This window comes from Stella humosa (genome assembly GCF_006738645.1).
In the GTDB taxonomy this organism is placed as follows: domain Bacteria; phylum Pseudomonadota; class Alphaproteobacteria; order ATCC43930; family Allostellaceae; genus Allostella; species Allostella humosa.
On the sequence record NZ_AP019700.1, the window covers coordinates 3260015 to 3281052 of the forward strand.

At 69.2% G+C, this 21038-nt stretch carries 17 protein-coding genes; 8 read left to right on the forward strand and 9 right to left on the reverse strand.

Annotated elements, in window-relative coordinates:
* Positions 1–123: 123 nt before the first annotated feature.
* Together STVA_RS15265 and STVA_RS15270 are read right to left on the reverse strand one after the other, a co-directional pair.
* Positions 124–1212 (reverse strand): TauD/TfdA family dioxygenase, encoded by a 1089-nt coding sequence (locus STVA_RS15265; protein WP_123694726.1) that lies wholly within the window; start codon positions 1210–1212, stop codon positions 124–126.
* A 25-nt stretch (positions 1213–1237) separates the two neighbouring features.
* Entirely contained in the window at positions 1238–2806 is a 1569-nt protein-coding gene (locus STVA_RS15270; RefSeq protein WP_123694728.1) for an ABC transporter substrate-binding protein, read from the reverse strand.
* 198 nt (positions 2807–3004) lie between these two features.
* On the opposite strand from STVA_RS15270, the gene STVA_RS15275 reads away from it, so the two are divergent.
* From STVA_RS15275 to STVA_RS15285, 3 genes are all read left to right on the forward strand, one after another.
* On the forward strand, positions 3005–3820 hold the full coding sequence (locus STVA_RS15275) for an aspartate dehydrogenase (protein WP_123694730.1): 816 nt from the start codon (positions 3005–3007) through the stop codon (positions 3818–3820).
* 74 nt (positions 3821–3894) lie between these two features.
* Entirely contained in the window at positions 3895–5739 is a 1845-nt protein-coding gene (locus STVA_RS15280) for a gamma-glutamyltransferase family protein (protein ID WP_123694732.1), read from the forward strand.
* A 129-nt stretch (positions 5740–5868) separates the two neighbouring features.
* Positions 5869–6843 (forward strand): DUF4062 domain-containing protein, encoded by a 975-nt coding sequence (locus tag STVA_RS15285; RefSeq protein ID WP_123694733.1) that lies wholly within the window; start codon positions 5869–5871, stop codon positions 6841–6843.
* Positions 6844–6869: 26 nt separating this feature from the next.
* On the opposite strand, the gene STVA_RS15290 is transcribed toward STVA_RS15285, so the two are convergent.
* Positions 6870–7955, reverse strand: coding sequence for a DmpA family aminopeptidase (locus tag STVA_RS15290; protein ID WP_123694734.1), 1086 nt, complete (start codon positions 7953–7955; stop codon positions 6870–6872).
* Between the two features lie 120 nt (positions 7956–8075).
* On the opposite strand from STVA_RS15290, the gene STVA_RS15295 reads away from it, so the two are divergent.
* From STVA_RS15295 to STVA_RS15305, 3 genes are all read left to right on the forward strand, one after another.
* Positions 8076–8900 (forward strand): glycosyltransferase family protein, encoded by an 825-nt coding sequence (locus tag STVA_RS15295; protein ID WP_123694735.1) that lies wholly within the window; start codon positions 8076–8078, stop codon positions 8898–8900.
* Complete coding sequence (locus tag STVA_RS15300; RefSeq protein WP_123694736.1) at positions 8897–9808, forward strand: hypothetical protein; 912 nt, start codon at positions 8897–8899, stop codon at positions 9806–9808. The genes STVA_RS15295 and STVA_RS15300 overlap by 4 nt, the downstream gene beginning before the upstream one ends.
* Positions 9809–9957: 149 nt before the next feature.
* Positions 9958–10734, forward strand: coding sequence for a MipA/OmpV family protein (locus STVA_RS15305; protein ID WP_142235782.1), 777 nt, complete (start codon positions 9958–9960; stop codon positions 10732–10734).
* A 7-nt stretch (positions 10735–10741) separates the two neighbouring features.
* On the opposite strand, the gene maiA is transcribed toward STVA_RS15305, so the two are convergent.
* Genes maiA through STVA_RS15320 form a run of 3 tightly spaced genes read right to left on the reverse strand, consistent with a single transcriptional unit; the run spans position 10742 to position 13434 of the window.
* Positions 10742–11392: a maleylacetoacetate isomerase gene (gene maiA, locus STVA_RS15310; protein WP_123694739.1), complete on the reverse strand. Its 651-nt coding sequence runs from the start codon at positions 11390–11392 to the stop codon at positions 10742–10744.
* Positions 11393–11405: 13 nt separating this feature from the next.
* A complete protein-coding gene (locus tag STVA_RS15315) occupies positions 11406–12755 on the reverse strand; it encodes an amidase (protein ID WP_123694741.1) in 1350 nt (449 codons plus the stop codon).
* A gap of 4 nt (positions 12756–12759) precedes the next feature.
* Entirely contained in the window at positions 12760–13434 is a 675-nt protein-coding gene (locus STVA_RS15320) for a DUF2848 domain-containing protein (protein ID WP_123694743.1), read from the reverse strand.
* A 193-nt stretch (positions 13435–13627) separates the two neighbouring features.
* Here STVA_RS15320 and STVA_RS15325 point away from each other — a divergent pair, with 193 nt between their 5' ends.
* The gene (locus STVA_RS15325; protein ID WP_123694745.1) at positions 13628–15424 is read left to right on the forward strand and encodes a hydantoinase B/oxoprolinase family protein; all 1797 of its coding nucleotides are present in this window, start codon (positions 13628–13630) and stop codon (positions 15422–15424) included.
* A 4-nt stretch (positions 15425–15428) separates the two neighbouring features.
* The gene (locus STVA_RS15330) at positions 15429–17519 is read left to right on the forward strand and encodes a hydantoinase/oxoprolinase family protein (RefSeq protein ID WP_123694747.1); all 2091 of its coding nucleotides are present in this window, start codon (positions 15429–15431) and stop codon (positions 17517–17519) included.
* On the opposite strand, the gene STVA_RS15335 is transcribed toward STVA_RS15330, so the two are convergent.
* The 3 genes from STVA_RS15335 to STVA_RS15345 form a co-directional block, all read right to left on the reverse strand.
* Entirely contained in the window at positions 17503–18306 is an 804-nt protein-coding gene (locus STVA_RS15335; RefSeq protein ID WP_170216686.1) for an ABC transporter permease, read from the reverse strand. The two genes, STVA_RS15330 and STVA_RS15335, sit on opposite strands and share 17 nt — an antisense overlap.
* A gap of 127 nt (positions 18307–18433) precedes the next feature.
* Entirely contained in the window at positions 18434–19399 is a 966-nt protein-coding gene (locus STVA_RS15340) for an ABC transporter permease (RefSeq protein ID WP_123694749.1), read from the reverse strand.
* A gap of 3 nt (positions 19400–19402) precedes the next feature.
* A complete protein-coding gene (locus STVA_RS15345) occupies positions 19403–20947 on the reverse strand; it encodes an ABC transporter substrate-binding protein (protein ID WP_123694751.1) in 1545 nt (514 codons plus the stop codon).
* Positions 20948–21038 lie beyond the last annotated feature (91 nt).

Consider the following 21038-nt stretch of genomic DNA (forward strand, 5'->3'; position numbering starts at 1 on the left):
TGTCCTTTCGACGAACGGAGATGGCTTGAATTCGGAGGCGCCAGAATGTAGGTCCGCCGCCACCACCGCCGCAAGCCCGGCGCCCGTTAGCGCGACCATTGGCGCCGCCGATGCGGCTTGTCTCTAGGCAGCCCGGCCGGCCGCCGCCTGCTTGGCGGCCATCTCGGCCAGGAAGACCGACGGGAACTCGGCCCGCGCGGTCCGGCGCGCGCGCCACAGGCCGTAATCCTCGGCCGTGTGGAACACCTGCTCGGATGGCATCGCCGGCCAGTCGGCGACGCGCAGCCACAGGCGCAACAGGTGCCGCCGACGCTCGACCGCGACATGGTCGTCATAGTCGGTGCGGGCGTGGATCAGGAGGCGGTTGTTGATGAACTGGATGTCGCCATCCTCGAAGTTCATGTCGAGATAGTATTCGGGCGACGAGGCCAGCCGGTTCACCGCGTCGAGCGCCTCGCGCTCCAGGGCCGTCACCGTCATGTCGCCCGCCTTCACCGCGCGGTCGACGCCGGCCGAGCGGAAGTAGGACGAGAACTCGCCGTCGCGCACCGTGAAGACCGGCAGGACATGGGCCGAGAACACCACGCCGTTGCCGTGGCGGGCGTCGAGGTCGGCCCGGCGCAGCCGGAAGCCGCGATAGAGGATGCGCGCAAGGTCCGGCCGGTCGCGCAGGATGGCGTTGTGGATCGCGGCCGCGCTGGCGATGCGGCTGGCCCCGCCCGACCGGGCCGAGCGCAGGCAGAGCAGGCCGATGACGTCGGAGGAGTCGCTGTGGAAGCCGAGGCCACCGCCGGCGCGATAGCCGCGCGCGGCCTCCTCGAAATCGCTGACATTGATGACGCTGCCCAGCAGCTCGCCGCGGTGCGACTGCGCCATGGCACCCCCGATATGGGCGCCGATGCCGAAATAGATGCGCGCCATGTCGTCGGCCGAATAGCGCTCCCGCGGCAGGCCGCGCAGCATCACGAAGCCGCGGCCACGGCGCAGCGTCGTGCGCAGGTCGGACAGATAGGCGGAGAAGGCCGGCAGCGGGAAGGTCTCCGGCGTGATGTCCGGCAGGTCCAGCTCCCCCAGCCCCTTCAGATGGACCAGCGCCCGGTCGATCTCCTCGATCTCCGCCGCGGTCAGGACGTGCAGGCCCTCCTGTCGGAAATCGATCTCCGATCCCTTCCACACGGCCGGCCCCTCGACCGGCATCATCGCCTGGGTCATGTCCGTTTCCCTCCCTTGCCGATCGTCACTTCGCCTTCAGGGTCGCCTGCTCGGTGATGAGGTGGCCCAGCGACAGGGCGCCCACCGGTGCGAAGCCGTAGTCGAGGCTGTTGCGCCTCGCCCACATCAGCGGCACGTCGAACAGCGGCACGGCACACGCCGCCTCGATGATCTTGCGCTGCGCCTCCTTCCACAGGGCGTTCTGGCGGGCGGCATCGCGCTCGGTCCGGGCGCCCTCGATTTCCCGGTCGGCGACGTTGCAGTGCGAGAAGTTCACGACTGCGGTCGGCGCGCCGACCGCGCTGGCCGAGTGGAAGAACTGGGTCAGGAAGATGTCGGCGCTCGGGAAGCGCCCGCCTGCGTGATAGTAGACGACATCGCTCAGGTCCTTGCGGATCTGGGCGTGGAAGGTGGCGTGGTCGACCACCGTCATCTGCAGGTCGATCCCGGCGCGCTTCAGCTGGGCCTGCACCACCTCCATCGGCGGCAGCATGGTGGAGTTGGCGGTGTGGACGGCCTTGATCGTCACCCCGTTCTCGTAGCCGGCCTCCTTCAGCAGCGCCTTGGCGCGGGCGATGTCGTGGCCGGGCAGCGGCGCCTTGGCATCGATGCCGATATACCCTGCCGGCACCACCGACACGGCCTCCGCCGCCACCCCGCGGCCCATGAAGCGCGCCAGCTCCGGCCGGTTGACGGCATGAACCACCGCCTGGCGGACGCGGATGTCGTCCAGCGGCTTGTGCGTGGCGTTCAGGTGGAGCTGGGCCAGCGCCTTGGGCTGGATGCTGTCGACGATCGTGTCGGGGATGGCCGACACCCGGTCGGTCCAGCGCTGGTTCAAGGGCCCGAACATCACGTCGATCTCGCCCGCGCGGTAGGCCAGCTCGCGGCTGGAGTCAGATGGCAGGTAGCGATAGACGATGCGGTCGATCCGCGGCGCGCCGCGGAAATAGTCGGGGTTGGCGGCCAGGTTCAGCATCTGCCCGTTCTGGTAGCCCGTCACCGTGAAGGGGCCGGTGCCGACGGCCTTGATCCGGTAGTCCTCGCCCAGTTCCTCCACCGCCCGGCGGCTGACGATGGTGCCGCCCTGGTAGTTCATGAGGACGGTGAGGAAGTTGGGGTTGGGCGCCTTCAACGTGACACGCACGGTATACCGGTCGACGGCGACCGCCGAGGCGATCCCGGCATAGTCCGAGGCGAAGGCCGAGATCTTGGCGTCGGCCGCGCGCAGCAGCGAGAAGACGACGTCGTCCGACGTCATCTCGCCGAAGCCCTGGTTGAACTTCACGCCCTGGCGCAGCTTGAAGGTCCAGGTCAGCTCGTCGGCCGACAGCTCCCAGCCGGTCGCTAGGTCGGGCTCGATCGCCGCCAGGTCGAGCTGTCCCGGCTTGAAACGGACGAGGCCGTTGAAGAGCCAAGGCACGACGATGACGTCGGCCGTCGAGCCGGTGCGATGGGGGTCGAGCGTGCCGAGCTGGGCGGTGTGGATGCCCACGCTCAGCACCGTCTCGGCGGCGGCCGTGCGGCGGAAATCGGAGCCCGTGGCCACCGTCAGGACGGCGGCCACTAGGGCGAAGGCGGTTGGCGCTCTCATGGGCAAGGGGGCTCCGGCGGGGGAAGTGAACGCTAGGCACCCCGTCGCGGCAGCGTCAAGCAAGCGGCGGGGGAATATGTCCGGCCATAAGTCGCCGGGGCCGCGGATCGTGCTGCATCGGACGACGGATTGGCCCGGCGATGGACCCGGCCGGCGCTTTCGGCTACCTGGATTGCGTCTTGGTCTTGGGGGTGCGGGATGGCGGCAGGCACGGAATTGCGGGTGGCGGTGGCGGGGCTGGGCGCCATCGGTTTTGAGATCGCCAAACGGCTCGATGCCGGCATTCCCGGCCTTTGGCTGACCGCCGTGTCGGCCCGCGACCGCGAGGGTGCGGCCCGCCGCGTCGCCGGCTTCTCGCAGCCGGTGCCGGTGATGGCGGTCGAGGAACTGCCCGACGTGGCCGATGTCGTCGTCGAATGCGCGCCAAAGGCGGCCTTCGCCCAGATCCTAGAGCCTGCCATCGCCGCCGGCCGCATCGTCATGCCGCTGTCGGTGGGCGCCCTGCTCGATCGCATGGACCTGGTCGAGCGCGCCCGCGAGACGGGTGCGCGCATCATCGTGCCGACCGGTGCGCTCCTGGGCCTGGACGCCGTGCGGGCGGCGGCCGAGGGCACCATCGCCACCGCCACCATCGTCACCCGCAAGCCGCCCCGCGGCCTGGCCGGCGCCCCCTACCTCGACCAGCACGGCATCGATGTCGGCGCCATCACCGTGCCGACGAAGATCTTCGATGGCTCGGCCCGCGACGGTGCCCGCGGCTTCCCGGCCAACGTGAACGTGGCCGCCGCCCTGTCGCTGGCCGGCATCGGGCCCGACCGCACCCGGCTGGAAATCTGGGCCGACCCGACCGTCACCCGCAACACCCACACCATCGTCGTCGACGCCGACAGCGCGCGCCTGACCATGACGATCGAGAACATCCCGTCCGAGAACCCGCGCACCGGCCGCATCACGGCCCTGAGCGTGATCGCCGCCCTGCGCGGGCTGGTAGCTCCGCTGAAGGTCGGGACGTGATGACCGTCGGCTCGACCGGAAGCCGGATCGGGGTCTAGACTGCCGGCCATGCCTTCGCGCGGGAGACCCAAGACATGACCCAGGCCCCCTTCTCGTTCACCACCCGCCCGGAAATCCTGGGCACCTTCGGCGTCGTCACTTCCACCCACTGGCTGGCGACGGCGGCCGGCATGGCGGTGCTGGAGAAGGGCGGCAACGCCTTCGATGCCGCCGTGGCGACCGGGTTCGCGTTGCAGGTGGTGGAGCCGCACCTGAACGGGCCGGCAGGGGACGTGCCGATCCTGTTCCATTCGGTGAAGGAAGACGGCGTCCGCGTCGTCTGCGGCCAGGGCACCGCGCCGGCCGGTGCCACCATCGAGCACTACAAGGGCCTGGGCCTGGACATGGTGCCGGGCACCGGCCACCTCCCGGCCGTCGTGCCCGGCGCGTTCGATGCCTGGATGATCCTGCTGCGCGACCATGGCACGCTGCCGCTGGCCGACGTGCTGGAATATGCCATCGGCTATGCCGCCGACGGCTATGCGATGGTACCGCGGGTCGCCGACGCGGTGGCCAACGTGGCCGACCTCTTCCGCGACGAATGGCACAGCTCGGCCGCCATCTACCTGAAGAACGGCGCCCCGCCCGCCCATTTCGCCCGCTTCCGCAACCCGGTCCTGGCGGACACCTATCGCCGCATCCTGCGCGAGGCCGCCGCCGCCGGCGGCAATCGCGAGGCCCAGATCGAGGCCGCGCGGCGCGCCTGGTACAAGGGATTCGTCGCCGAGGCGATCGACCGCTTCTTCCGTATTCCGGTGAAGGACACGACCGGCGAGCGCCATGCCGGCGTGCTGACCGCCGACGACATGGCCAACTGGGAGGCGACCTACGAGGCGCCCGCCACCTTCGACTATCACGGCTACACGGTCTGCAAGACGGGCCCCTGGGGCCAGGGCCCGGTCTTCCTGCAACAGCTTGCCCTGCTGAAGGACGTCGACCTGGCCGGCATGGCCTATGACGGGCCCGACTTCGTCCATTGGGTGGTGGAGGCTGCCAAGCTCGCCTTCGCCGACCGCGAGTCCTTCTATGGCGACCCCGACTTCGTGCGGGTGCCGATGGACCACCTGCTGTCCGAGACCTACAACGCCGCCCGCCGCCGGCTGATCGGGCCGGAGGCGTCGCTGGAGCTGCGGCCCGGTAGCATCCCCGGCTATGGCGGCAAGGTCGACCACGACGCCGCCCGGCGCGGCCGCCTGGGCTTCGACACCATCCGCCAGGGCGTCGGCGAGCCGACGACGCAGAAGTCGGTGGGGCGCTCGCCCGTGGGCGAGCCGGTGATCGGCCCCGATGGCCGCATGGCCGGCGACACCTGCCACATCGACGTCATCGACAAGTGGGGCAACATGGTCTCGGCCACGCCGTCGGGCGGCTGGCTGCAAAGCTCGCCCGCGGTGCCGGAGCTGGGCTTCTCGGTCACCACGCGCGGCCAGATGTTCTGGCTCGACGCCGACCACCCGGCGGCGCTCGCGCCCAAGCGCCGGCCGCGCACGACGCTGACGCCCTCTTTCGCGCTGCGCGACGGCGAGCCCTACATGGCCTTCGGCACGCCGGGCGGCGACCAGCAGGACCAGTGGTCGGTCACCTTCTTCCTGCGCCACGTCCATCACGGACTGAATTTGCAGGAGGCGATCGACGCGCCGATGTTCCATTCCGAGGGCTTCCCGTCGAGCTTCTACCCGCGCGGCATGAAGCCGGGCGGCCTGCCGATGGAAGACCGTTTCCCGGCCGCCACGGTGGACGAGCTGAAGCGCCGCGGGCATCAGGTGGAACTGACCGGCGACTGGTCGATCAGCCGCCTGTCAGCCGCCTCGAAGGACGGCGACTACCTGAAGGCCGCCGCCAACGCCCGCTTCATGCAGGGCTACGCCGCCGGGCGGTAGCCAGGGCACATCTAACGCTAGTTGTGTACGGCTTATGGACGCTTCTGGTTGCTAAAATTCCACACAAACTCTACCATTCGCCTCAGTCGATAGCAGCGTGACCCTTGCTTTAATAGACAGGTTCCGAAAATGGCTAGGCCAAGAGTTTTTATTAGCTCAACCTATTACGATCTTAAGTATATTCGGTCGGGTATCGAAACATTTGTTAGCAGCCTTGGATATGAGCCAATCCTTTTTGAAAAAGGGGCAATTCCTTTTCATCATGACGCCACCTTAGAAGAGTCTTGCTTAAAGGAAGTCGAAAACTCAGATATCTTGATATTAATTATTGGTGGCCGATATGGAGCCTTAAGTCCAGAAGATGAGCAGAAAATAAAAGAAGACCCAAAAAAATACATCGAGAGAATCCGGTCGGTGACCAATCGCGAGTATGAAAAAGCACATTCTAAAGAAATTTCAATATTTGCTTTTGTAGAACAGTCTGTATTTTCAGAATATAGGACCTTTAAGCAAAATAGAGACAATGCATCTATAAATTATGCTCACGTTGATGATCCTAGAATATACCAGATGATTGACGACATATTGACGAAAAACAGAACTATATTCGTCAAAGATTTTAGTGTTATCGAGGACATCACCGGATGGCTAAGAGAACAGTGGGCTGGCATTTTTGTTGATTTACTTCGAAAGAAGAATACAGACACAAAAATATCAAATCTCGAAAACCAAATAAGCAATCTTTCGGACATAGTAAAGTCACTCAAAACATACGGAGAGGAACTCATAAAATCTACTACCAATATAGATTCGGAAAAGCTCATTAAAAATGAACAGCGGCGAATATTTTCCTCGCAAAATGATAGATTTCTTAGCGAGCCACTTATAAAATATTTGCTGGGCTTAAAGGGAGCCGATTTGCCAGAGCCAGAAAAAATGTTCTCACTTTTTCTTACCTCGGTAAACCTTGATCATTACTTAACTATTATCGGATTCTCCGACACAGAAAAGAGCGAACTCTTTAATAACGCGGGCCCTCCTGCCACCAGAGACTATGAGAGAATGAAGGATATCTACATTCTCCCACCAGGGGCGGCGTCGTAAAAATTCTGTAGTTTAACCTTACTTAATCATTGCTGAACGAACATCGCCCGCACGGCATCCCGGTCGATCCCCTCGACCCGGTTGCCGGCGCGGCCAACCATAGTGTCGGCGGCGACGATGGCGTTGAGGATCGCCTCCTCCACCGCGTCGGCGGCCCCGGCGAAGACCGGGTTCAACTGCTCGTTCGGCAGGTGGTCGAGGGGCGTCACGCCCCGGTCGGCATCGAGCGGCAGGGCGTTGGCGGTCGAGAAGGCCATGAAGATGTCGCCCGAGCCGTTGTTGCCCGACGTTCCCGTGCGCGCCATGCCGACCGCCGCCCGGCGCGCCAGCCGCTGGAGCTGGTGCGGCAGCAGCGGCGCGTCGGTGGCGACGATGCCGATGATCGACCCCTCGCCCGGCTTCGGGTCGCTGCCTCCGCCCGGCAGTGGTCGGTAGGGGCGGCCGAAGGGACGGAACTCGTCGCGCCGGCCGAAGTTGGCCTGCACCAATGCGGCCACCGTCCAGTCGCCAGCCGCCTTGACCAGGCGCGAGGCCGTGCCGATGCCGGCCTTGAACTGATAGCAGCTCATGCCCGTGCCGCCGCCGACCGCCCCCTCGGCCACCGGGCCGCCGGTCGCACCGTCGAGCGCGGCCAGCACGTGCTCGGCCTTCAGGTGGCCGCCATGGCTGTCGTTGAGGAACCCATCCCAGGTCTCGCCCACGATCGGCAGGTGCCAGAAGCCCGGCCCCATGGCGGCTCCGTGACGGGCCAGGAACCAATCGAGCGACGCCTTGTGGACGACGCCGACATTGTGCGTGCCGGTCAGGCAGATCGGCCCCAGGAACCAGCCATATTCGGCCACGAAATGCGATCCGGTCAGCTCGCCCGCGCCGTTGAACGAGAACATGCCGGCCCACACCGGCGCCGGCCGCCCCTGCTCGGACCGCGGCAGGATGGCGGTGACGCCGGTGCGCACCCGGTCGCCGTCGATCAGGGTGGTATGGCCGACCGTCACGCCGGGCACGTCGGTGATGGCGTTGGCGGCCCCGGTCGGCCCGGAGAAGGGGATGCCGAGGTCGCGTGCCCGCGGGCGCCCGCCCGACTGTCCAAGCCCTTGCGAATCCATCGCCATCCTGCCCTTCCTCCAACCGCTGCCGGCCCCGATATGCGGGAAAAATCTGGCGCGGTCACCCTGATATCGTAAGTTGCCGGCGGACTGGGCTGGGCCGGTCCGAAGATTCGGTTTGCCTGCATGCCATGCGTCGTCGTGACCGCCTGGGACCCGCCGAATGGCGCGCTCCTGGCCGGCCTCCTGGCCTCCCTCGATCGGTTGTCGCCGGCATGGCCGGTGCGCGTCCTGGTGCCCGACGCGGCGGTCGCGGCCGGCCGCGCGACCGTCATCCTGGACGGGCCTTTCGCCGACGCCGTCACCCGCGCCCGTGCGTGGCTGCCGCAGACGGTGCCGGGCTTCGACCGCTACATCTGGCTCGACTCCGCCACCTGGGTGCAGACGGCCGATGCCCTGCCGGTGCTGGCCGAGGCCGCACCCGGCGATGCGCTGTCGGCCTGCTACGAGATCGACCGCGGCTATCGCCCGTTCTTCGCCGACGCCGGCATGTGGCACCGCTACCGGGCGGCGACCGATGCCGTCTTCGGGCGCGAGGCGGCCAATCTCGGCTGGCTCTGCGCCTTTGCCAATGGCGGCGTGATGGCGCTGGATGCCGCCGCACCGCACTGGGCCGCCTGGGCCAGCACGATCCGGGCCGGTTGGGAGCGGCGATCGGCGGCGGCGCCATCGCTGCCCTTCGCGGACCTGGCGCTCAACGTCGCCCTGCTGCGCCACAAGCTGCCGGTCGCTCCCCTGCCCGCGACCTGGAACTGGCTCTGCCACCTGGCCGCCCCCACCTGGGACGGCGCGCGCCTGGTCGAGCCGGGCTATCCGGGCCAGCCCATCCGCATCGTCCACCTCTCCGGCCAGGCGCGATCGGCGGTCATGCGCCTGCGCGACCGCGACCGGCGGCCCTATCTCTCGACCCTGCGCTTTCCCTTGCAGGTCCGGGCGGAAACCCGGCCGTGAGCCCGCGAACGATCATCGTCACCGGCTGCGACAGCAAGCAGTTCCCGCTGGCCCGCAACCTGCTGTCGACAGTGGAGGCGGACGCGGCCAGGGCCAGTATCGCCATGGGCTTCATCGATGGCGGGCTGGCGCCGGCCGATCGCGCGGAGCTGACCGGCCGGTCCATCGCCGTGGCGCCGATCGCCTGGGACTTCGACTTCCCCACGCGCGCCATCTTCGAGGCGACCGCACCTGGCGTCGCCACCCTCTTCGGCAAGCTGCGGATGCGCCGCCTCTTCCCCGGCTACGACGTCTATGTCTGGCTCGATGCCGACACCGCGGTGCTGGACTGGACGGCCATTCCCGAGATCGCGGCCGAGGCCTTGCGCGGCCAGTTGGCGATCGGGCTGGAGTTCGACCGGCTCTATTTCCGCGGCCATCTCGACTGGAAGATGTGGCGCCATTTCGACCGCTGGTACGAGGAAGCGTTCGGGGCGGAGGTGGCGGCCGCCATGAGCCTGAAGCCGATGATCAACACCGGCGTCTACGGCATCGCCGCCGATGCGCCCCTGTGGGACCTGTGGGAACGGCTCTACGTCGAGGCGATGCGGCGCCAGACCGACCACCGCCGCGGCCCCCTCTTCATGTCCGAGCAGTCGGCGATGAACGTCGCCATCCACCATCACCGCATGGCGATGACGGCGCTGCCCGCCACCTGCAACTGGCTCTGCCACCTGGCCCTGCCGATGTGGGACCCGGCCGCCGGCCGGCTGGTGGAGCCGGCGCCGCCCTACGACCCCATCCGCATCCTGCACCTGTCCGGCTGGTCCAAGGACAAGAGCCACCGCATCCTCGGCCGCGACGGCCGCACCTATCGCTCGCGCCTGTTCCAGCCGCTCGACATGCAGCCCGAGCCACCCACGCAGTGACAGGGTGGCTGGATCACGCCGGGCGGCCGGATCGTCGATCACGAAACTGTGGTCCATGGCGGCTTGATGCACAGCAGCGCCGATAGGAAGGTGCCACCGCCGTCGAGCGGGCGGCGTCGATTCGAGGACAGGCAGTGACGAACGAGACCATGGCCATGCGAACGGTGATCCATCTTGGTGCCAGCCTGGTGCTGCTGGCTTCGGCGGGAACGGCCGTCGCGGCCGATCGCTGGTCGGCCACGGTCGGCGCCGGGGCACTGGTCGCGCCCAAGTACGAGGGCTCGGGCGAGATGGAAATCCTGCCCCTGCCGATCCTCGACCTGCGATGGACGCCTGGCTATGCCGGCTTCCATTCCGTCTTCCTGACGACCGAGCAGGGGCTGGGCATCCAATTCCTGGACTATCGCGGCTTCTCGCTTTCGGCCTCGGTCAACTACGACCGCGGCCGCGACCAGGACGACGACAGCAATCTGCGCGGGCTGGGCAACATCGACCCTGGCGCCGACCTTCGGCTGACGGCCGCCTATCGCATCGGCGGGCTGCGCGCGTCGCTGTCGGCGGAGCAGAATTTCGGCGGCACGGACGGCGTGGAGGTCGAGGCCGGGCTCGGCTACACGCAGCGCTTCGGCGACCGGTTCTTCCTGACCGGCAGCGTCGGGGCGACCTGGGCCGATTCGGACCATATGGGTGGCTATTTCGGCGTGACCCGGCGCCAATCGCTGGCCTCCGGCCTGCCGCAATACGACGCCGACGCGGGCTTCAAGTCGGTCCGCGTGGCGCTGACCGGGCGCTATGCCGTCACCGAGCGCTGGGGCGTGCGCGGCACCGTCGGCCTGAAGCGGCTGCTGGGCGACGCGGCCGACAGCCCGATCGTGGAAGAGAAGTTGCAGCCATTCGCCCTGCTCGGCGTCACCTACACGTTCTGACCCGGGATCACGCCATCCAGGGCGGCTCGGCACCCGAATAGTCGGGCAGGTGCTCGGGTGCGGCCGCTCGGAAGGCCGCGACATCTCGGCAGGCGGCATCGGCCGCTACCAGTCGCGGATAGGGGGCCAGGTCGCAGCCGAAGCGGCGGCAGTTGTAGATCTGCGGTACGAGATGCAGGTCGGCCAGGGTCGGCGCCGGGCCGAAGCAGAACGGGCCACCGACGGGGGAGCCGGCCAGCGTCTCCTCCAGGCTGGCCAGGCCGACCGCGACCCAGTGGCGGTACCAGCCGTCGACTTCGGCCGGCGAGCGCCCCAACGGGCCGGCCAGGTACTTGCGCACCCGGTTGTTGTTGAGCGGGTGCAGGTCGGCCGCGATCAGCCCGGCGAAGGCCCGCACCTCCGCCCGCGCGACCGGGTCGCCCGGCAGCAGCGGCGGCGCGGGATGCAGTTCCTCCAGCAGTTCGAGAATCGCGGCGGATTGGGCGACGATCCGCCCGCCCACCGCCAGCGCCGGCAGCAGGCCCTGCGGGTTTATCCGCCGGTACTCCCCCGGCGCCAGGCCGGAAACGGCAACATAGTCGAACGGCACCGCCTTCCAGTGCAGGGCGATGCGCACCCGCCACCCGGCGGAGTTGCGCGTCTGGCTGTAGAGCCGCATCGCCCGGCCCGGATCAGGCAGCCAGCAGCGCCTCGACAGCGCGCCCGACCGACAGCAGGCGGCGATCGTCGCCCCGCTGCCCGACCAGGCAGAAGCCGACCGGCGGGGCGCCGGCCGGCGTTGCCGGAATGCTGACGGAGCAGCGGTCGAGGAAGTTGCCGAGCGCGGTGTTGCGCAGGATCAGCAGGTTGGTGCGGCCGTAATAGCCGTCGTCCGTGAAGTTCGCGATCGGCGGCGGCAGCACGACGCAGGTCGGCATGATGACGGCGTCGAACACGGCCGTGCGCGCGTCGGCCCGGCGGTTGATGTTGGCGCGTGTGTGGATGAGGTCGACATAGTCGGCCGCCTCCATCTGCACGCCCCGCTCGATCCGCACGCGCACGCGCGGGTCGAACTGCTGGCCGCGCTCGGCGATGCGCTGGCGGTGCAGCGCCCAGGCCTCGGCCACCGCGAACCCGCCCTTGGAATTGGCGACTGGGATCTCGTCCAGCTCGGGGAAATCGAACTCGACGATATGCGCGCCGGCCGCCGACAGGCGCTTCAGGGCGGCATCGAAATGGTCGGCCACCACCGCCTCGATCCCGTCGCGGACGATGTTGCGCGGCAGGCCCAGGCGCAGTCCGGCCAGGGGGGCCGCGGCAGGAACGGTCGGCGCCTCGCCGGCCATGATGGCGTCGACGACGGCACAGCACGCCAGCGTCGGCGCCAGCGGCCCGACGGAATCGAGCGTCGTCGACAGGGGGAAGGCACCCGCGGTCGGCACCCTGCTGGCAGTCGGCTTCAAACCGGCCAGGCCGCAGAAGGCGGACGGGATCCGCACCGATCCGCCGGTGTCCGAGCCGATGGCGACGGCGGCCATGCCGTCGCTGACCGAGACCGCGGCACCCGAGGACGAGCCGCCCGGCACCCGCCGGTTGGTCGCCCGCTCGAAGGGTGCAGCCGGCGTGCCGTAGTGCGGGTTGAGGCCGACGCCGGAGAAGGCGAATTCCACCATGTTGGTGCGGCCGACGATGACAGCACCGGCGGCGCGCAGGCGGGCCACGATCGGCGCGTCGGCCGTGGCGGGGGCGCCCGCCAGCGCGGTCGAGCCGGCGCGCGTCACCTGTCCCTGCTCGTCGAACAGGTCCTTGACCGAAACGGGGATGCCGGCCAGCGGCGAGGGCACGACGCCGGCCGCGCGCAGCCGGTCGGACGCCTCGGCGGCCGCGCGCGCGGCATCGGCATGGACGACCATGAAGGTGGCCGCCCCCTCGCCCGCCGGGTCGGCGATGCGGGCGAGTGCGGCTTCGGTCAATTCGGCGCTGGTGGTGCGGCCGGCGGCCAGGTCGGCGGCCAGGTCGGCAATGGGGCGCATCTGGAACATGGGTTCAGTCGATCCGCGACAGGGCTTCGACGTCGTAGCCATGGCCGATCCTGCGGCCCAGCACCGGGTCCTCGATCTCCATCTCGAACCGCTCGGAATGGGCCAGCGGGCCCATGGCGCCGATGGTGCCGCAGAACAGCACAGTGCCCGCGGCCAGCTTGCCCGCCCCACCCAGATAGCGCGCCGTCAGGTCGTCGGGGTGGCGCATGGAGGCGAGCGGCCCTTCCTGGTAGAGCGCGCGCACGCCGTCGGTCGTCGTCCAGGAGCGGATGATGAGCTTGTCCCAATGGCCCGACACCTCGTCGAAGCGCCACGCCTTGCGGCCGATGATCTTGGGGCACATCTGCTTGGAGACGTTGATGGAATAGGCCTCGACCTTGCGGTCGGTGTGGTCCGAGCCCAGCGTCAGCCAGCGGCCGTCGTCGAGCGTGACGACCACGGCCTCGACCTCGCCCGAGCTGTCGGTGCCCAGCACCTGGACCCGGTCCGCCTGCGTCAGGAAGCCAGCCGAGATGCGAAAGAAGAAGGGGAAGGTGTCCGGCATCTTCACGCCGATCGCCTTCATCTCTTCCAGGTGATGATGGATCGCGTCCTCGTCGAGCGCGGTCATGCCGCCGACGACGATGTCATTGATCTCGGCCTCGGCCACCCCGGCCCCTTCGCGCTCCAGACGTATCATCACCCGCACTCCCCTCGCTGCCGATCGGTCCGTCCTAGTTAGCGGATCGGCGGGGTCGGCGAAAGCGGCCGCGCCCGTTCCGATCAATGGCATCGATCTTGCGGCCAAACGGGTTGCGGTGGCGCCTCTGCCGCCCGACAATGCCCCCCTCTCCGCAGCCGCCCCGGCGCCCCACCAGGAGCTGACCCCAGACATGGCCGAATCCCGCGATCCGATCGCCTTCGAGCTGTTCAAGAACGCGATCTTCTCGATTGCCGACGAAATGGCGCTAACCGTCTTCCGCACGACCTATTCCGGCGTGCTGAAGGACAACATGGACTATTCGACCGGCTTCGCCGACGCGCAGGGCAAGCTGGTGGCGCAGGGCCTGACCCTGCCTGGCCATCTCGGCTCCATCCCGACCGCGATGGAATCGATCATGCGGCACTTCTCCGCCGACATGCGCGAGGGCGACGTCTACATCATGAACGACCCGTTCGACGGGGGCATGCACCTGCCGGACATCTTCATCTTCAAGCCGCTGTTCCACGAGGGCCGGCGGATGGCGTTCGCCGCCACCGTCTGCCACCACACCGATGTGGGCGGTCGCGTCGCCGGCTCGAACGCATCGGACTCGACCGAGATCTATGCCGAGGGGCTGCGCATCCCGCCGCTGAAGTTCTACGAGGCCGGCAAGCGCAACGAGACGGTCGTCGCATTCATCGAGAAGAACGTGCGCCTGCCGGTGCAGGTCTTCGGCGACCTGCGTGCCCAGCTTGCCGCCTGCCACATCGCCGAGAAGCAGTTCGCCGAGCTGGTCGCCCGCTACGGCCCCGACCAGGTGTCGGCCTACATGGTCGAGACGGTCGACTATGCCGAGCGCCTGACGCGCGCCGCCCTGTCGAAGCTGCCGGACGGGCAATGGTCGTTCGAGGACTGGATCGACGATGACGGCGTCGACTATGGCAAGCCGATCCGCCTGTTCGTGACGCTGACCAAGAAGGGCGACCACATGCTGGTCGACTGGACCGGCACCAGCCCGCAGGTGAAGGGCGCCATCAACAACACCCTCTCCTTCACCAAGGCCGCCGCCTATACGGGCGTGCGCTCGGTGCTGCCCGGCGGCATTCCCAACAACGAGGGCGTGTTCCGGGCGATCGAGGTTGTGTGCCCGCCGGGCACGGTCGGCAACGGCGTGCTGCCGGCGGCCTGCGCGGCGCGCGGCCTGACCGGCTTCCGCATGACCGACTGCGTCTTTGGCGCGCTGGCCATGATGCTGCCGGACAAGGTGTTCGCAGCCGGCGACGGCGGCAATACCGGCATCTCCATCGGCGGCTACTATCCCGACCGCAAGCCCTTCATCTATGTCGACTTCACCTGCGGCGCCTGGGGTGCCCGGCCGTGGGCCGACGGGCTGGACGGCAACAGCCATATGTTCGCCAACATGGCCTCGCACTCGATCGAGGTGACCGAGGCCGAGCATCCGATCCAGCTTCTGGCCTACGAGTTCGTGGCCGACAAGGCGGGTGCCGGCAAGTTCCGCGGCGGCGTGCCGTTCCGGCGCGACTACAAGTTCCTGGAGGAGGAAGGCGTGCTGCAGGTCCGCTCCGACCGGCGCACGCACCGCCCGTTCGGCCTCTATGGCGGCAGCCCGGGCCAGCCGTCCGAGAACTATCGCAACCCCGACGCCGAGAACGAGATTCTGCCGTCCAAGCTGACCATGACCATCCGCAAGGGCGAGGTCTTCCGCCATGTGCTGGCGGGTGCCGGCGGCTGGGGCGACCCCCTGGAGCGCGACCCGGCCAAGGTGCTGAAGGACGTGCGCAACGAGCTGCTGTCGCCGGCCAAGGCCAAGGCCGACTATGGCGTCGTCGTCGACACCGCCACCTGGACCGTCGATGCCGGGGCGAGCGACCTGGCGCGGGCGGAAATCCGCCGCACCCGCGGCTGGACCACCACCCCCACCGTGCAATGGACCGATGCCGCGCCGGCAGCCCAGGCGGCGGAGTAAGAGCATGACCGTGAACTATCGCGTCGGCGTCGACATCGGCGGCACCTTCACCGACATCGTGCTGCTCGGCTCCGACGGCACCATCCACACCAAGAAGGTGTCCTCCAGCGTCGACAACTATGCCCGCGCCATCGTCGAGGGCCTGGTCGAGGTGTTCGAGGAAACGGGCCTCTCCGGCGACGTCATCGAGGAGATCCGCCACGGCACGACGGTGGCCTCAAACGCCATCCTGGAGCACAAGGGTGCGCGCACCGGCCTGATCACCACCAAAGGCTTCCGCGACGTGCTGGAGATCCGCACGCTGCGCATGCCCCGCCTCTACGACATCGCCTGGGAGAAGCCCGAGCCGCTCGTCGAGCGCCGCCTTCGCCGAGTGGTGGACGAGCGCATCGCCGCCAGCGGGGCCATTGAGCAGGCGCTCGACCCGGCCGACGCCGAGGCCCAGGTCGACGCCCTGCTGGCCGAGAAGGTGGAGGCGATCGCGGTCTGCCTGCTGCATTCCTACGCCAACCCGGCGCACGAGCAGATGATCGCCGAGATCATCCGCCGCAAGGCGCCCGACCTGCCGGTCTCGATCTCGTTCGAGGTCCTGCCAGAGATCAAGGAGTACGAGCGCACCTCGACCACGGTCATCAACGCCTATGTCATGCCGATCGTCGCCCGGTATCTGCGGGCGCTGCGCGGCGGGCTCGACCGGGCCGACGTGCCGGCGCGCCTGCTGCTGATGCAGTCGAACGGCGGCCTGATGACATCCGAGGCCGCGACCGAGAAGCCGATGAACATCATCGAGTCCGGCCCGGCCGGCGGCGTCGTCGGCGCCCAGGCCCTGGCCCGCTCGAAGAACCTGCCCGGCATCATCACCTTCGACATGGGTGGCACCACGGCCAAGGCCGCCACGGTCGAGAACGGCCAAGTGACGCGCGCGTCCGAATACTCGGTCGGCGGCGGCATCATGATCGGCTCGCGCCTGCTGACGGGTGCGGGATACCTCTTGAAGGTGCCGGCGATCGACCTGGCCGAGGTGGGTGCGGGCGGCGGCTCGCTGGTGTGGATCGATGCCGGCGGCTCGCTGCAGATCGGGCCGGAGAGTGCGGGGTCCACCCCCGGCCCCGTCTGCTACGGCAAGGGCGGCGTCGAGCCGACCGTGACCGACGCCAACGTCGTGCTGGGCTACATCAACCCGGGCTATCTCGTCGGCGGCGCGGTGAAGCTGGACGGCGACAAGGCCCGCGCGGCCTTCGAGGAGAAGGTGGCCAGGCCGCTCGGCATCGAGGTCGCGCGCGCGGCCCACGGCGCCCATCTGATCGCCGCCTCCAACATGATCCGCGCGATCCGCTCGGTCTCGACCGAGCGCGGCCGCGACCCGCGCGACTTCTCGCTGTTCGCGTTTGGTGGCAACGGGCCCTTGTTCGCCTGCGGCATGGCCGAATCGCTCGGCATGACGCGGGTGGTGATCCCGCCCTCGCCCGGCCTCTTCTCGGCCTTCGGCCTGCTCTACGCCGATGTCGAGCACCACTATTCGCGCACCTTCCGCCGCCTGACGCGCAAGGCGGACCTGGCGGAGGTGAATGCCGCCTGGGACGCGATGGCCGGCCAGGCCCAGCATCAGCTCGAGGCGGAGGGCTTCACCGGCGCCAATGCGAAGATCGTCCGGGCAGCCGCCCTGCACTATCACGGCCAGACCTTCGACCTGACCGTGCCGGTGCCGGACGGCCCGATCGACGCCGCGGTGATGCGCCAGTTGGAGGAAGCCTACGGCCAGGAGCACGAGCGCACCTACGGCCACCGCGCCGGCCCCGACGAGCCGGTCGAGCTGGTGTCGATCCAGGTCGTGGGCCTGGGCATCCGCCTGGGCGGCGGCGTGCCCGAGAACGTGCGCCCGACCCGGGCCGAGCCCGACGCGCCGCCGCCGCGGCCGGCCTATTTCGGGCCGGACAAGGGGTGGATCGAGACCCGCGTGGTGCGCCGCTCGGACCTCGGCGAGCCCACGATGGGGCCGCTGATCGTCGAGGAGTACGACGCCACCTGCGTCGTGCTGCCCGGCTGGCGGGCCAGCCTGGACGGCTCGAAGAACATCATCATCGAGCGGGTGTAGAAGCCCGGTCGGTCAGCACGGCCACCAGGGCCGCGGTCACCGCGATGGCGGCCGCCGGCCCGGCCCACATCCACCACGCGGTTTCGACATATGGGGCCGCCTCGGCAGCGAGGCGGCCCCAGCTCGTTCGGCCGGCATCGCCCAGCCCGACGAAGCTCATGGTGGATTCGGCCAGTATGGCACCGCCGAAGAGGATGCCGGCATTGGGCAGCACGGCCGCCAGGATTGGTGGCAGCAGGTGCCGGCGGGTGGCGGCCAGCGGCGAGGCGCCCAGCGCCAGGGCGGCGCGGAAGAGTTCCGAACGCAGGGCCACCCGCGCCTCGGCCCGGACGATGCGCGCGATCAACGGCCAGCGCGCCAGCCCCAGGACGAGGACCAGCTGCAGGCTGGACCCGCCGAAGATCGCGGCCACGACGATGGCCACCAGCAGCGCCGGCAGCGCGATCGCCATGTCGGCCATCCGCATCGCCAACCCATCGGCCCACCACGGCCCGAGTGCGGCCACCAGCCCCGCCGCCAGCCCGATCCCCAGCGCCAGCAGGACGGTGCCGCCGCCGACCAGCAGCGAGGTCCAGGCGCCCGCCGCCAGCAGCCCGGCCAGGTCGCGGCCGAGATCGTCGGTGCCAAGCGGGTGGCCCCATCCGGGCGGCTGGAACGGCAGCGCCAGGCCGCCACCTTCGCCCGCCGCGAGGCTGAGCAACGCCACCGTCAGGGCGATCGCCATCCAGCCCATGGCCCGCAGACGGCGTGCACGGCCCCCGCCCGCGGCCGCACGATCTTCGCGCATGGGCGGCACACCGGTCATCGCGCGCTTCGGCTGCCCGGTCCGCTGCGCAGCGAGCAGTCGAGGGGCGCACGGACGCCGGGCCGATATCGATCCGGCACGGCCGCGCTTGCTTCTTGCGAAGGAGAAATCATCCGACCTCCTCGAACCGCGGATCGGTCCGGCGGTGGAGAAGGTCGGTCGCGAGGTTGGCCAGGATAATGGCGGCGGCCGCCACCAGGGCGACGCCGATCACCGTCGGATGGTCGCGCGCGACCGCTGCCGTGACCAGCAGCCGGCCCAGCCCGGGGATGGCGAAGACCGTCTCGACCACGACCGCGCCGACGATGACCGAACCCAACCGGACCCCCAGCAGGGCAACCAGCGGCAGCAAGCCGTTGGGCAGGGCGTGCACCAGCAGCACGCGCAGCGGGGACGCGCCCTTGGCCTGGGCGGTGCGGACATAGGCGCGCGGCAGTTCGTCGGCGACGCGGCGGCGGACCAGGAGCGCCACCAGGGTCAGGTGATGCAGCGTCAGCGCCGTGACCGGCAGGACCAGGTGGTGCGCCCAGTCCAGCGCCAGCCCCGGCCAGGAACCGGCCGGCGCGCGCGCGTCCGCGATCCCCTGCACCGGCAGCAGGTCCAACCCGCGCGCCAGCGCCAGCACCAGGAGCTGGGCCACCAGATAGGTGGGCAGCGCGTGGAGAGCGGCCATCCAGCCGGCCAGTGCCCGGCGCGGGCGCCCCGGTCCCGGCAGTGCCAGCAGGCCGAGCGCCACCCCGATCGCCGCCGACAGCAGGATCGACGGCACCACCAGCGCCAGCGTGGCCGGCAGGCGTTCAGCGATCAGCGCCGCCACCGGCATCTGGTGGCGATAGGAGACCCCGAGGTCGCCCTGGGCGAGCCGGCCCAGCCAGTCGAGATAGACCCGCCACAGCGGCCGGTCGAGGCCGAGGCGGCGGGCCAGTTCCTCCACCTGGCCAGGGGCGGCATGCTCGCCGCCCAGCGCGACCAGCGGCCCGCCCGGCGCCATGTGGACGAGCAGGAAGGTCGCCGTCGCCACGGCCAGCAGCGCCAGGGCTGCCGCGCCCAGGCGCCCCGCCAGGGCGGCCAGCATCGTTCAGTTCGCCGGCCGCACCCGCTCGGCGAACTGGCCGCTCCACGGCGCGAAGCCGGTGAAGGCATTGCGGTGGGCGCTGACGAAATCAGTCTCGACCAGCCACCAGTAGGGCAGGTCGCGGGCCACCTCCTGCTGGATCGCGCGATAGGCGCGGCCCCGCTCGCCAAGGTCGGTCGCGGCCGCCGCAGCGCGGAACAGCTCGTCGACCGTGCCGTTGCGGTAGCCGGCGGCATTCGAGAAGGGCACGTTGCCGATGGCGGCCGAATCATACATCCGCCGCACCCCGATCTCCGGGTCGACGCCGTTGCAGTAGGAGATGAGCGCCAGGTCGAAGTCGCGCCGCGTGAACACCGTCTGGGCCAGTGCCGCCGGGTCGACGCTGCGCGCCGCCAGGCGGATGCCGAGCGGTGCCAACTGTTCGCGCATCAGGTCGGAATAGCGTGCGAATTGCGGGAAATGGACGATGCCGAGCGTGGCGCGCACCCCGTCGGGACCCGGCAGGAGGCCGGCCACGTCGAAGAGCCGGCCAGCCGCGGCCCGGTCGTGGGGCACGGCCGCCAGGGCGCCCGGCAGGTGTGCCCATTCGATGCCGGAAGCGATCGGGGCGGCCGCCACCCGTCCCTGCCCATGGATGATCCGGTCGACCATCTGGGCGCGGTCGATACCCATGGCGAAGCCCTGCCGCACGCGCGCATCGGCCAGCATCGGGCGATCCAGATTGAAGGCGACGGTCATCGCGCAATTGGCGCCGCCCGGTCCCGACCGGGTCGAGAGCAGGGTCACCCCGCGGCCCGCCAGCCGCGCGGCATCGGCCGGGCCGACGCGGCCCAGATAGTCGACCTCACCCTGGATCAGGGCCGACACCTGGGTGGCGGCATCGGGGATCACCCGGAACACCAGCCGGTCCAGCGCCGGCCGGCCCTTGAAGTAGCCGTCATGCCGGGCCAGCACGACGCTGTCGTCCTTGCGGTAGGATTCGAAGCGGAACGGACCGGAGCCGACCGGGCGCAGGTTGGCCGGGTGGCTCGCGATATCGGCACCGCCATAGACATGGCGGGGCAGGATCGGCGCCTCGGTCACGTCGAGCTGGCGCAGCAGGGCGGCATAGGGCCGCTCGAAGGTGAAGACGACCGTGCCGGCATCCGCGGCCTCGACCGTCGGCAGGGCGGGGCCAAGGCTGGCGCGGGTGCGGGCGTGGTGGCGCAGCAGCACGTCGCGGAAGGTGAATACCACGTCGTCCGCCGTCACCGGCCGGCCGTCCTGCCAGCGCGCCGCGGGATCGAGGGTGAAGACATAGCGCCGGCCGCCCTCGCCCGCCTGCCAGCTCCGCGCCAGGTCGGGCACCGGATTGCCGTCGCGGTCGAGCGCGACCAGGCCGTTGAACACGGAATCGGCCACCGCATGTACGGGCGATGCCGTGGTGATGGCGGGGTTCAGATGCCCCGGATCGCCCGGGATGGCCGCCACCAGCGTCGTCGCCGCGGCCGGCAGCGCCGCCAACCATCCTGCCAGCGCCAGCATGGCGCCGCCCAGCCGTCCCATCATCCCGCCCCACTCGTGGTTCGCTGCCATAGTATGACAATTGGGTGCGATAATCATACCGGCACGCGCGCGTCGAATCGGCGAGGATGGGCCG